We start from the raw sequence: 12,605 nt of genomic DNA, 5'->3' as shown, positions 1-12,605 counted from the left end.
TGTTACCAGCGTCTAAAAATGAAAGTCAGGATCACTATAAGCATCCACGTATGAATAGGAAAAATCAGCCCGGAAAACGCCCCCAACATGATTCTGCAAAGAAACCAAACAAAATCATAAATTTCCTGAATTCAAAGAAGGTAGTACCTTATGTTTTTGTCACCCCTTTTATTCTTTCGTTTTTGCTTCTGTCACTTTATCCAACGGTAAAAGCAATCATTATGAGTTTCCAAAGTGTTTTGCCAGGCCAGGTCACTTTCATCGGGTTAGAAAATTATTCACGTGTTTTTAATCCTACATTTATGAGGGCGCTATATAACACAAGCATTTATGTCCTTTTGACGGTAGTGATTTTAGTGATATGCCCAATTATATTATCTGTCCTCCTGGATTCTAAATTTGTCAAATTCAAAACGATTTTCCGAGCGTCTTTGTTTGTACCTGCACTGGCGTCTACGATTGTCGCAGGTATGGTCTTTAGGCTCATGTTTGGAGAAACAGATACCGCTGCAGCCAACCAGTTTCTTGGCTGGTTCGGGATTAGTCCGGTGGAATGGCGATACAATGCGTGGTCTGGGATGTTTTTGATGGTGCTTTTATGTTCGTGGAAATGGATGGGGGTCAATATATTATACTTCCTTGCCGGTTTACAGAACATTCCAAAAGAGTTATATGAAGCAGCAGAAATGGATGGTGCGACGATTTTTCAGAAATTCCGGTTTGTTACACTTCCATTTTTAAAGCCTGTTACTATATTTGTCACGACGATATCCATTATCAATGGCTTCCGGATGTTTGAAGAGAGCTTTGTCTTCTGGGAAGCGGGTTCGCCTGGGAATATCGGGTTGACCGTTGTCGGTTATCTCTATCAACAAGGGATCCAGCAAAATGATATGGGATTTGGTGCTGCAATCGGGGTCATTTTAATGCTGATCATTTTCATAATCAGTTTTATCCAATTAATCCTTACCGGAGCCTTTAAGAAGGGGGATGCCTGATGAAGCAGAAAAACCATACGGCGTTGAAATGGATCATTAACCTTGCCTTTGTTGTTATTTCCTTTATAGCTTTGTTTCCAATCCTGAGCTTATTGCTTTCATCATTCCGACCCTCTTCAGAATTGATGCGTAACGGTATCAGTCTGACGTTCGATCCTGCCAGTCTGAATCTCGATAACTACACATTTATCTTTACACAGGCAGGGGATTATTGGGGCTGGTATTGGAACAGTTTGGCAATATCTGCAATTACGATCGTGCTTTCCTTGTTTTTTTCCTCTATGGTCGGTTATGCCCTGGCACTCTACGACTTTAAGGGGAGGACGTTTTTCTTTACGCTCGTTCTGTTTATATTGATGGTTCCTTTTGAAATCCTGATGCTCCCATTGTTCCAGTTGATGATCACGATGCAGCTCGTGAATACCTACACAGCAGTAATACTGCCGGCAGTAGTTGCACCGATTGCTGTATTTTTCTTTAGGCAATATGCGCTTGGTCTGCCGAAGGAGCTGATGGATGCTGCCAGAATAGACGGATCTACAGAATATGGGATTTTCTTCAGAATCATGCTGCCATTGATGACCCCGTCCCTGGCAGCCATGGCGATTTTGCAAGGGCTTGGCAGCTGGAATAACTTTTTATGGCCATTAGTCGTGCTTCGTTCCAATGATATGTTCACATTACCTATCGGGTTGGCTACCTTGTTGACGCCTTATGGGAATAACTATGATCTATTGATTGCTGGTTCGGTCATGACTATTGTGCCAATTATCATTTTGTTTATTTTCTTCCAGCGATATTTCGTTGCGGGCCTTACGGTCGGCGGTGTCAAAGGGTGATTCACGTTTTACTAAGTCAATAAGAAAAGGGGGAGATGGCTGCCATGAATGGGAAGCAGATTGTGACAACGCTTGATTTGGTTCTTCATTGGATTATGCGTCTTGCTGTAGTGAATGGGTTGTGGTTTCTTTTCTCGCTTCGTGGTCTCTTAATCGGAGGCATTTTTCCGGCAACAGCAGCAGTGCTGGGTTTGGCTCGTAAGTGGCTGATGGGACAGGAGGAAGTCAAGCTTTGGAAAACCTTTAAGCAAATATACCGCCAGGAGTTTGTGATCGCCAACACGATCGGCTGGATATTAACCATTTTTGGCGGTCTGCTTTATTTGAACTACAAGGTGATTGCTGGTTCTGGCGGGGAAGTCCTGTTTATCGTACCATTTGCTTTTTATCTTTTGTTATTCTTTTACACGATTGTGGCCTTATGGGTGTTTCCGTTAATGGTTCATTACAAAACTGGCTGGAGACAATATTTGAAAAATGCTCTTATTATCGGTGTGACAAAACTCCATTATACCCTCGCCATTGCGGTCGTAGTTTTTGCGGTACTTTATTATTCTTTAGAATACCCGGGGATGATACCGTTTTTTACCATAAGTTTAATGGCAACGGGAAGTATGTGGCTGTCGATGTTGGTGTTTCGGCAGCTTGACCAGAAAGAATCCTCCGTCTACTACAGTAATTGTGCCTGACACGCTCTTATAAAGCCGGGCGTAAGTATTTTGATAAAGTCAACAAAAAATTAGGGGGTGAAATGTTGCTGGTTTCGTTCCGATAGGTTTTTACTTCTAAAATCATAAAGGGGGAGAACAATGAAAAAGTCGAGTTTACTAATTTTAGTATTTGGAATCCTATCAACACTGTTGATGGCTTGTAGTGGCGGAGCTTCGGGTTCAGGAGAAGGAGAAGCATCCGAGTCACAAGTGATTGGGTCTGATGAAGAAAATGCGACAGAACTGAAGTATTGGACATTTGTTGAACTGCACATGGACTTTTTCAAAGATGCTGTCGAGCGTTGGAACAAGAAATATCCAGACAGACCGATCAAGTTAGTTGCAGAAACGTATCCTTATGATCAAATGCATAACAACCTGTTGCTGGCACTTCAATCCGGGACAGGGGCGCCTGATATTGCGGACATTGAAATCAGTCGTTTCCCGAACTATCTGCAAGGGGAGCCGCAAATGCTTCCAATGAATGAGCATGTAGAGCCAGTCAAAGATAAGTTTGTCAGTTCTCGCTTTGAAATTTATGCGAAAGAAGGAAACTACTACGGTATGCCTACCCATGTTGGCGCCTCTGTCATGTATTACAACACAGAAATCATGGAAAAAGCAGGTGTAGATATCGATTCTATTAAAACATGGGAAGATTTCAATGAAGCCGGTAAAAAAGTAGTCGAAAATACAGACGCGGTCATGACCACTGTTGATACAGGAGATTATATCAATCTTTGGTCGATGATTTCCCAGCAGGGATCTGATTTTTTCAATAAAGAAGGGGAATTGACGGTTTACAACGAGACAAATGTGAAAACGCTGCAATTCTTGCAGGACCAGGTGTACAAAAGTAAAATTGCCGAGCTGACACCAGGCGGAGAGAAACATGCCGAAGAGTTCTATGCATTTATGAATGATGGTGGGGCTGCAGCTATTACCATGCCAATGTGGTATATGGGACGATTCCTTGACTATATGCCTGATTTGAAAGGTAAAATGGCCATCCGTCCAATGCCTGCCTGGGAAGAAGGCGGAAATCGTTCGGCTGGTATGGGTGGAACAGGAACGGTTGTGACGAATCAGACAGAACATCCTGAACTAGCAAAGGAATTCTTAGCGTTCGCCAAGCTTACCAAAGAAGCTAATATCCAATTATGGAAAGTACTAGGCTTTGACCCTCCTCGCTGGGATGTTTGGGATAGTGAAGCAATCAAGGAAGACAATAAATATTACCAGTATTTCGGCGACAATATATTCGATACCTTGCTAGATGTCAAAGATGAAATCAATGCGGTAAATATCACGCAGTATACCCCGGATGTAGCGACGGAAATTAATACAAATGTATTCAACAGTGTCATCCGACAGCAAACCCAGACTCCTGAGGAAGCACTGAAGCAGGCACAAGAAACGATTAAGAGCAGCATGAAGTAAGCATGAGGCAAGGTGCTTTTGCGCCTTGCCTTTTTGAAATGAAATATAGTCAGCTAAGGTGAACGATAAGGTGAAGATGGTTCAAAAGGGGATGAAGGAACATGAATCCAATAAGTCGTACTGGAGAGAAAGCTTACTTCTTTGACCTTGATGATACATTGTATGATCAATTACAGCCTTTCCGCGACGCTTTACTAAAACAGTTCGGCTCATTAACTGATCGGACGGTAAATAATATTTTTAAAGAAGTAAGACGTTATAGTGACATGCTTTGGCCTATATATAAAGCTGGAGAAATTACCCTCAAGCAACTTCGCATCAAAAGGCTGACCATGGCGCTAGGGGATTTTTCATTTGATTTGGGTGAAAAAGAAGCTGCTTTCATTCAAAACGAGTATGGGAACAATCAAAGCGCGATTGAATTATTTGATGGGGTAACGGAATGCCTGGAAAACATAAGAGAAAACGGACACGAAATCGGGATTATAACCAATGGACCTATCGATCATCAATGGAAAAAAATCAACAGACTTGGCCTGGATAAATTAATTTCCAGAGAGTGGGTTTTTATTTCAGACGGAACAGGCTATGCAAAACCGGACGCAAAGATTTTTAAGTACGTAAACGAGAAGACAGGCAAGAAAGCCGGTACTTGCTATTATATTGGGGATGCGTGGGGGAATGATGTTGTACCTTCTATCGAAGCTGGCTGGAAAACTATATGGATGAACCACCGTAACAAATTACCAGAAACAAAACATAAACCCTATGCCATCGTTCGCAACTATAAAGAACTTTACCAGTTGATTCCATAAAAACTATTGCAATTCAATAACTCTAATAAATCACTAAATATACGTATAAGTTATGGTATTTTGGCAGGAAAACTTTCAACTGGGGAAAAAGGGATTACCTCGTCCGTAGAACAGTTGTTATTACTTATTTTTACATATAATAGTTTATAGGAATGAGAGCTATTGGCAGGGAAGCTAAGCTGTTGTCGTACTGTGTGCATACAATATATCTATAAATAACAAATAAAATACGTACTAATTTTAATTAAAAATAATGAAATTATGTACGTACAAGTATATAATAGTTATATAAGTTGATTGAAGGGAGATGATGAGATGCTGGAAAGTTTGAAAGAGTCCGTTTTAAAAGCAAATCTAGCACTTCCTCAACATGGATTGATTACGCTTACATGGGGAAATGTCAGTGGAATTGACCGCGAGCAAGGGTTGGTCGTTATCAAACCAAGTGGAGTAGACTACACAGATATGAAAAGCGAGGATATGGTAGTGGTTGATCTGGATGGAAAAGTGATAGAAGGGAAATTAAAGCCTTCTTCTGATACGCCTACGCACCTGATTCTCTATAAAGCATTTAAATACATCGGCGGTGTTGTCCACACCCATTCTCCGTGGGCGACCAGCTGGGCACAGGCTGGAAAAGCGATTCCGGCTTATGGCACAACCCATGCGGATTATTTTTATGGAGAAATTCCTTGTACACGTAAAATGACGGAAAAGGAAATCAATGGGGCATATGAATTGGAAACAGGTAATGTCATTGTTGAACGTTTTCAATCGTTAGATCCTGCACAGGTTCCGGGGGTCCTTGTCGATTCTCACGCACCCTTTGTCTGGGGAAAAGATCCAGCCAACGCCGTATACAATGCGGTTGTATTAGAAGAAGTGGCAAAAATGGCATCACGGACACTTCAATTAGATCCATATGCCGTACCGATGGACAGGACCTTATTGGATCGTCACTTTTTGCGCAAGCATGGTGTAAACGCTTACTATGGCCAGAAATAAAGAATGAAAGGAGATAGGTGAATGGCGACAAAATATGCAATTGGAGTCGATTACGGAACAGAATCCGGCCGTGCTGTACTGATAGATCTAACAGATGGGGCAGAGGTTGCCGATCATGTAACTGAATATAGCCACGGAGTGATTGATGAAAAGCTGCCAGGATCGCAAGTGGAATTAGGAGCCGAATGGGCATTGCAGCACCCGCTGGACTATATAGAAGTATTGAAGGTTTCGGTGCCGGAAGTGCTAGCACAAGGGGGGGTCCATAAAGAGGATGTCATCGGTATTGGTATTGATTTTACCGCCTGTACAATGCTTCCAGTGGATGAAACCGGAACCCCGCTTTGTTTAAAAGAAGAGTTAAAGGAACGGCCCCATAGCTGGCTGAAATTGTGGAAGCATCATGCCGCTCAGAAGGAGGCAAATCTATTAAATGAAATTGCCGAAAAGAGAGGGGAGGATTTTCTTGCGAGGTACGGGGGCAAAATTTCGTCTGAATGGATGATCGCAAAAATATGGCAGGTATTAAACGAAGACTCGGAAATCTATGAAAGGACCGATCAATTTCTGGAAGCAACAGACTGGGTCGTCATGCAAATGACCGGTAATGTGAGAAAAAACAGCTGTACCGCGGGATATAAGGCCTTATGGCATAAAACGAACGGATATCCTTCCAGGGAATTTTTCAAAGCACTTGATCCGAGACTCGAAAACCTGACAGATACCAAGCTTCGGGGAGAGATCGCTCCCATTGGAACTAAAGCCGGGGAGCTTACAGAAAAAATGGCTGGGCTTATGGGCTTGAATCCGGGAATTGCCGTTGCTGTAGGAAATGTTGATGCCCATGCTGCAGTTCCTGGAGTGGGCGTGGTGACACCAGGAAAGTTGGTGATGGCAATGGGGACGTCGATCTGCCACATGCTGTTAGGAACAGAAGAAAAAACAGTAGAAGGAATGTGCGGAGTGGTTGAGGACGGTATCATCCCTGGCTACCTTGGTTATGAAGCAGGACAATCAGCCGTGGGAGATATCTTTGCCTGGTTCGTCGATCGTTCTGTCCCTGCCTATGTGAAAGAGGAGGCAGACAGAGAGGGATTACATATCCATGAATGGCTGGAAAGAAAAGCGACAGCCCTAAGGCCGGGAGAGTCAGGGTTGCTCGCATTGGATTGGTGGAACGGGAATCGTTCTGTCCTGGTCGATACGGACCTGGCCGGCATGATGTTGGGGTATACTCTGCAGACTAAGCCGGAAGAAGTTTATCGTGCGTTGCTGGAAGCGACTGCTTTTGGCACCAGGAAAATCGTAGAATCCTTTCATCAAAACGGTGTTTCCGTCGATGAATTATACGCATGTGGAGGATTGCCGCAAAAAAATAAACTGCTTATGCAAATCTATGCCGATGTAACAAACCGTGAAATCAAAGTAGCAGCTTCCAAGCAAACTCCTGCTCTTGGGGCAGCTATGTTCGGAGCCGTTGCCGCAGGTAGTGAAAAAGGCGGGTACGATTCGATTACAGCAGCGGCAAAGCAGATGGGGCATGTAAGAGAAGAAACGTACAGACCTATTCAGGAAAACGTGGCAATCTATGACAAACTCTATCAAGAATATACGAAGTTACATGACTACTTCGGCCGAGGAGAGAACGATGTAATGAAACGGCTGAAGACGATAAAGGAAAATAAACAAGAAGTCTTTACAAGCCTTTATTAATCATTATTTAGGGATAGGGGGAACATTGCATGTTAAAAACGCAGGATTTTGAATTTTGGTTTGTGACAGGAAGCCAGCATTTATATGGAGATGAGGCAATCCGGCAAGTGGAGGAGCATTCGCGGGAAATTGTAGAAACATGGAAGGAACAGGAGGACCTCCCGTTTAAGGTCGTATTAAAACCAGTTTTGACAACTTCAGATGCCATAAGAAGGTTATGCATCGAAGCTAATTCCAATGAACATTGCGCTGGCATCATTACCTGGATGCATACCTTTTCTCCGGCAAAAATGTGGATTCCCGGGCTTTCGGAAAATAAAAAACCTCTCCTTCATCTTCATACACAATTCAACCGTGACATCCCATGGGAAAGCATCGACATGGATTTTATGAATTTAAACCAATCGGCTCACGGAGACCGTGAATACGGATTTATTGGAGCGAGAATGAATATAGCCCGAAAAGTCGTGGTTGGCCATTGGCAGGATCCTACAGTCAACACTAAGATTTCTAATTGGATGGATACAGCAGCAGCTTTCACAAGCGGAAAAAATTTAAAAGTTGCCCGTTTTGGCGACAATATGCGGGATGTTGCTGTTACGGAAGGCGATAAAGTTGAAGCACAAATAAAGTTTGGCTGGTCTGTCTATGGATATGGGGTAGGGGATCTTGTAGAACATATAGAGGCAGTTTCCGATGGTGAAGTCAGCCGCCTTTATGAAGAGTACAACGACCATTACACGATAAGTGATGAAGCCCATCGTACACCGGAAATTCGTCGCTCCATCCAAAATCAGGCCAGGATTGAATTAGGGATGAAAGATTTTTTAACGGAAGGGAACTTTTCTGCATTTACCACCACCTTTGAGGACCTGCACGGCATGACACAATTGCCAGGGCTGGCTGTCCAAAGGCTGATGGAGCAAGGATATGGCTTTGGCGGGGAGGGCGATTGGAAGACAGCTGCCTTGCTGCGCATGGTAAAAATAATGGCCAGAAATCGAAGGACTTCTTTCATGGAGGATTACACCTACCACTTGGATCCGGAAAATGAACTTGTTCTCGGGTCCCATATGCTGGAAATCTGTCCTACCGTTGCGGCGACACGACCTGAAATTAAAGTTCATCCGTTGTCTATGGGGGGGAAGGAAGATCCGGCGAGGATGGTTTTTGATGGTGATGAAGGGGAGGCTATCAATGCAAGTCTGGTAGATTTAGGCGATCGTTTCCGGCTTGTGATCAATGAAGTAGAGGCGGTAAAACCATCTGTTGAGATGCCGAATTTACCCGTAGCAAAAGTTTTATGGAAACCGAAGCCTTCTTTAAGCGAATCTGCGGAAGCATGGATCCATGCGGGAGGCGCTCACCATACCGTTTTCTCCTTCCAGGTCACGCCAGAGCAGTTATATGACTGGTCTGTCATGGCAGGTATCGAATGTGTGATGATCAATGAGGAAACAAAAAGCATTCCCTTCCAAAATGAGCTGAAATGGAATGATATTGCATTTAAATTAAATAGTTAGCTCTCAGAGGTTATCCCTTAAGACTGAAAGGTCCAGGGATAACCTAGCTTTCTATTTGCTGATATGTCTATTAAAACCGGGAAGCGGGTTGATTGATTGCAAACGAAATATAATAGGGTAAAACAGACACTAAAATCGAAAATAGTAAATGGTACTTATACCCCACATCAGAAAATCAGTTCAGAAAACGAATTAATGAAAATTTTTGGCGTAAGCCGGCATACCATCCGTCTTGCGATTGGCAGCTTAGTGGAAGAAGGATGGTTATACCGGGAGCAAGGGGCAGGTACTTTTTGTGCGGAACGTACCAAGGTTCACAGCTCCCTTCGTAACCACGAGAAAAAAATCGCGATTATCACGACGTATCTTTCTGACTACATTTTTCCGTCGATCATCCGCGGGGCGGAATATTATTTAAGCCAGCACGATTACCAGGTAAGTGTTTACAGCACTAATAATAGTGTGGAAAGTGAAAGGAGAATTCTGGAAAATATTCTGACTCAGAAGGTGGATGGGGTCATTATTGAACCTACGAAAAGTGCTTTTTCCAATCCCAATTTGAAATACTACTTTAATCTGGAACGTTTGAACATTCCTTACATTATGATAAACGCCTTCTATAATGAGCTGGAACCTCCAAGCTTGATTGTAGATGATGAAAAAGGCGGTTATCTGCAAACAGAGCATCTGATTGAACACGGTCACCAGCAAATTCTGGGCTTCTTTAAGACCGATGATGTGCAAGGTGTCAAACGTATGAAAGGGTATATCAAAGCCCATCGGAATTATGGAATTCCAGTTGATCCTAATTTCATTATTACCTATGATTCTGAGGAAAAAGCGAGCACCCCTGTGAAAAAATTAGAAAGCATCATTTCTTTCCATCGGACTTTCAGCGCAGTTGTTTGTTACAATGATGAGCTGGCGATCAGACTGCTGGACGTGTTTCGTCAAAAGAACTTACACGTCCCAAATGACATTTCCGTAATTGGTTTTGATGATTCCTTTTTAACACAGGTTTCCGAGGTGAAATTAACTACGGTAACCCATCCAAAGTATGCGATGGGAGAAGATGCAGCGAAGATGATCGTGAATTTGATTGATGGGAGGCCTCTATCTCCTAAAAACAATTGGGCGAAAAGTGAATCAGTCATCTATGAGCCGGAGGTTGTCATCAATCAATCTACCAAAGAAATCGTCACACAGGAAAAAATGATTGGAAAAGCAAAGGTTTGAGTGGAAGCCTTTGCTAAGTTTTTTCGCACCTTTATCGTCCTCTCTAATGGACCGCTAAGCTGCGTTTCCAGTCTCCTGTTGTACGGATTCTCCAAAATATGAAAAAGTAATATTTTTAAAGGGAGGATAACCATGATTAATCAGTATAATAATCCAATTGTAGAGCAGCGGGCAGACCCCTGGGTATATAAGCATACGGATGGATATTATTATTTTACAGCATCTGTACCGGCCTATGACCTGATTGAACTACGAAGGTCAAAGACGATTGAAGGGCTCAGGGAAGCAACTCCTATCACCGCTTGGAGAAAATATGCCGGCCCCCTAAGCGCTAACATCTGGGCGCCGGAAATTCATTATATCGGGGGGAAGTGGTATATCTATTTTGCTGCAGCAAGAACTACTGAAACGAAAGATGGATTATTTGACCACCGGATGTATGTGCTTGAAAACACTTCTGAAAATCCTTTAGAAGGCGATTGGGAGGAAAAAGGGCAGATCAGAACCAAGTGGGAATCTTTCGCATTGGATGCGACAACTTTTGAACATAATGGCACGAGATACCTGGTGTGGCCGCAAAAAGACCCGGATATCCCAGGAAATTCTAATTTGTATCTGTCGGCTATGGCAAATCCATGGACACTGACAGGCGAGCAGGTGATGATCGCCGCCCCGGCATACGAATGGGAGAAAATCGGATTTCTGGTGAATGAGGGTCCAGCTGTCATTAAACGGAATGGAAGAATATTCATCACTTATTCTGCCAGTGCTACCGACCATAATTATTGCATGGGGTTGTTACATACATCGGAAGATAATCACCTGTTAGACCCGGGAGCATGGGTGAAACATCCTGATCCTGTTTTTCGGACGGATGAGGCGGCGGGCCAGTACGGCCCCGGCCACAACAGCTTTACTATTTCAGAAGACGGTAAGCAGGATGTGCTTATTTATCATGCGAGAAATTATAAAGAAATCGATGAAGATCCTTTATATGACCCTAACAGGCATACGAGAGCGCAAGTGTTTGGCTGGGATGAAGCAGGTTTTCCAGACTTCGGAGCTCCTGTTCCTGATAGCAGGAAAATGTTCCATACAGAAGGAAAGGAGAGGTGACGGGTGAATCATTTACTGGCCTCCATCAGGGAAAAAATGAAAAATTGTCACTGCGGCCACCAGCATAAAGATATACCGATCGAAGTCATTGAACTTGATCAGAACGTACTGGAACTAGTCCCTGGCTATCTTGAAGCAAAAAACTATCGGGCGATAACGGTGGTATGTGATGCCAACACGTATCTTGCAGCGGGGAAACACGTGAACAATCTGCTCGAAGAAGCTGGATTCAACACATATGTCTGCTGCGTGAAGCCGAATGATCGGGGAGAAGTTGCAGCGGATGAGAGGTCTTTGGTCCAGGTATTATTAGAAACTCCGGAGGAAACAGACGCCATCCTTGCAGTAGGAGCAGGGACGCTCCATGACATCACCAGGTTTGTCTGCTATCAGCGTAAGCTGCCGATGATTTCCGTACCAACAGCCGCTTCCGTCGATGGTTTTACTTCTGCCGGTGCCCCGTTAATCATAAGAGGGTTTAAGCAAACGATTCAGACAGTATGTCCCATAGCTGTTTTTGCCGATCTTGATGTCCTCCTTCAAGCTCAACAGAGTATGACAGCAGCGGGACTGGGGGATATGCTTGGAAAATTTACTTCGCTTGCAGATTGGAAAATATCCAATTTGCTCGGGAACGAACCTTACTGTTCACACGCTGCTGAAGTCACAAAAGAGGCCTTAGAAGGCTGTGTGGAAAATATAGAAGCAATCAGTCGTTCTGATCTGAACGGCATTAAAATTTTGATGGAAGCCTTAATAACCTCTGGAATTGTGATGGTAATGCTCGGCCACTCGAAACCTGCTTCCGGAGCAGAACACCATCTTTCCCATTACTGGGAAATGGAGTATCTTCGCCGAGGTAAGGCTGCTTTGCTCCACGGAGCGAAAGTTGGCGTAGCTACGATAATCATGTCGTCTATTTACCGGCAAATGGCTGATGGGAAACATGGTTTGACGGAAATGGAACATTGGGAGCAGGTGCGGAATATTTATGCAACATTGCCTGAACAAGAACAGCTGCAGAAGTGGCTTCGGTCGGTTAATGGCCCTGTAACAGCTAAAGAGCTGGGTATATCAGATGAGCTGCTGACCAAATCTCTCTATGAGGCGCATACACTCCGCGAACGATATACCGGTCTGAAGCTATTAAATAACAATGATGTGTCTCCTATTGAAATGTATTATGCAACAGGGGTATTCCATTGATTTA

The 12,605-nt window shown here is 43.6% G+C and carries 11 protein-coding genes; all 11 read left to right on the top strand.

Annotated features, from left to right (window positions below; translation table 11 throughout):
* The first annotated feature begins 50 nt into the window (after nucleotides 1-50).
* The 11 genes from JOC33_RS10105 to JOC33_RS10055 all read left to right on the top strand — a co-directional run bounded on the left by JOC33_RS10105 (nucleotide 51) and on the right by JOC33_RS10055 (nucleotide 12,601).
* Nucleotides 51-998, top strand: a complete 948-nt coding sequence (locus tag JOC33_RS10105; protein ID WP_205092500.1) for a carbohydrate ABC transporter permease — start codon at nucleotides 51-53, stop codon at nucleotides 996-998.
* Nucleotides 998-1,837, top strand: a complete 840-nt coding sequence (locus JOC33_RS10100) for a carbohydrate ABC transporter permease (RefSeq protein ID WP_205092354.1) — start codon at nucleotides 998-1,000, stop codon at nucleotides 1,835-1,837. Before JOC33_RS10105 ends, JOC33_RS10100 begins: the two co-directional genes overlap by 1 nt.
* Nucleotides 1,838-1,881: 44 nt before the next feature.
* Nucleotides 1,882-2,526 (top strand): YesL family protein, encoded by a 645-nt coding sequence (locus JOC33_RS10095; RefSeq protein ID WP_205092353.1) that lies wholly within the window; start codon nucleotides 1,882-1,884, stop codon nucleotides 2,524-2,526.
* 120 nt (nucleotides 2,527-2,646) lie between these two features.
* Nucleotides 2,647-3,987 (top strand): ABC transporter substrate-binding protein, encoded by a 1,341-nt coding sequence (locus JOC33_RS10090; RefSeq protein WP_205092352.1) that lies wholly within the window; start codon nucleotides 2,647-2,649, stop codon nucleotides 3,985-3,987.
* Nucleotides 3,988-4,088: 101 nt separating this feature from the next.
* Nucleotides 4,089-4,802, top strand: a complete 714-nt coding sequence (locus tag JOC33_RS10085) for an HAD family hydrolase (RefSeq protein ID WP_205092351.1) — start codon at nucleotides 4,089-4,091, stop codon at nucleotides 4,800-4,802.
* Nucleotides 4,803-5,117: 315 nt separating this feature from the next.
* The gene (araD, locus tag JOC33_RS10080; RefSeq protein ID WP_205092350.1) at nucleotides 5,118-5,807 is read left to right on the top strand and encodes an L-ribulose-5-phosphate 4-epimerase; all 690 of its coding nucleotides are present in this window, start codon (nucleotides 5,118-5,120) and stop codon (nucleotides 5,805-5,807) included.
* Between the two features lie 21 nt (nucleotides 5,808-5,828).
* A complete protein-coding gene (locus JOC33_RS10075) occupies nucleotides 5,829-7,520 on the top strand; it encodes a ribulokinase (RefSeq protein WP_205092349.1) in 1,692 nt (563 codons plus the stop codon).
* A 29-nt stretch (nucleotides 7,521-7,549) separates the two neighbouring features.
* Complete coding sequence (gene araA, locus JOC33_RS10070; protein WP_205092348.1) at nucleotides 7,550-9,043, top strand: L-arabinose isomerase; 1,494 nt, start codon at nucleotides 7,550-7,552, stop codon at nucleotides 9,041-9,043.
* Nucleotides 9,044-9,139: 96 nt separating this feature from the next.
* Nucleotides 9,140-10,279, top strand: a complete 1,140-nt coding sequence (locus JOC33_RS10065) for a GntR family transcriptional regulator (protein WP_205092347.1) — start codon at nucleotides 9,140-9,142, stop codon at nucleotides 10,277-10,279.
* Nucleotides 10,280-10,411: 132 nt separating this feature from the next.
* Nucleotides 10,412-11,395, top strand: a complete 984-nt coding sequence (locus JOC33_RS10060) for a glycoside hydrolase family 43 protein (RefSeq protein WP_205092346.1) — start codon at nucleotides 10,412-10,414, stop codon at nucleotides 11,393-11,395.
* Nucleotides 11,396-11,398: 3 nt separating this feature from the next.
* Complete coding sequence (locus JOC33_RS10055) at nucleotides 11,399-12,601, top strand: sn-glycerol-1-phosphate dehydrogenase (RefSeq protein ID WP_338054497.1); 1,203 nt, start codon at nucleotides 11,399-11,401, stop codon at nucleotides 12,599-12,601.
* Nucleotides 12,602-12,605: the final 4 nt, after the last annotated feature.

It is taken from the genome of Thalassobacillus pellis, assembly GCF_016908295.1.
Lineage (GTDB): Bacteria > Bacillota > Bacilli > Bacillales > Halobacillaceae > Thalassobacillus > Thalassobacillus pellis.
This window is presented reverse-complemented; position numbering and strand designations above follow the sequence as displayed.

Excerpts from the sequence above, each read along its gene's own strand:
- JOC33_RS10095 (WP_205092353.1), top strand. The coding sequence starts at position 1,882 with ATGAATGGGAAGCAGATTGTGACAACGCTTGATTTGGTTCTTCATTGG.
- JOC33_RS10100 (WP_205092354.1), top strand. The coding sequence starts at position 998 with ATGAAGCAGAAAAACCATACGGCGTTGAAATGGATCATTAACCTTGCC.
- JOC33_RS10060 (WP_205092346.1), top strand. The coding sequence starts at position 10,412 with ATGATTAATCAGTATAATAATCCAATTGTAGAGCAGCGGGCAGACCCC.
- JOC33_RS10105 (WP_205092500.1), top strand. The coding sequence starts at position 51 with ATGAATAGGAAAAATCAGCCCGGAAAACGCCCCCAACATGATTCTGCA.
- araD (WP_205092350.1), top strand. The coding sequence starts at position 5,118 with ATGCTGGAAAGTTTGAAAGAGTCCGTTTTAAAAGCAAATCTAGCACTT.
- JOC33_RS10075 (WP_205092349.1), top strand. The coding sequence starts at position 5,829 with ATGGCGACAAAATATGCAATTGGAGTCGATTACGGAACAGAATCCGGC.
- JOC33_RS10085 (WP_205092351.1), top strand. The coding sequence starts at position 4,089 with ATGAATCCAATAAGTCGTACTGGAGAGAAAGCTTACTTCTTTGACCTT.
- JOC33_RS10090 (WP_205092352.1), top strand. The coding sequence starts at position 2,647 with ATGAAAAAGTCGAGTTTACTAATTTTAGTATTTGGAATCCTATCAACA.
- araA (WP_205092348.1), top strand. The coding sequence starts at position 7,550 with ATGTTAAAAACGCAGGATTTTGAATTTTGGTTTGTGACAGGAAGCCAG.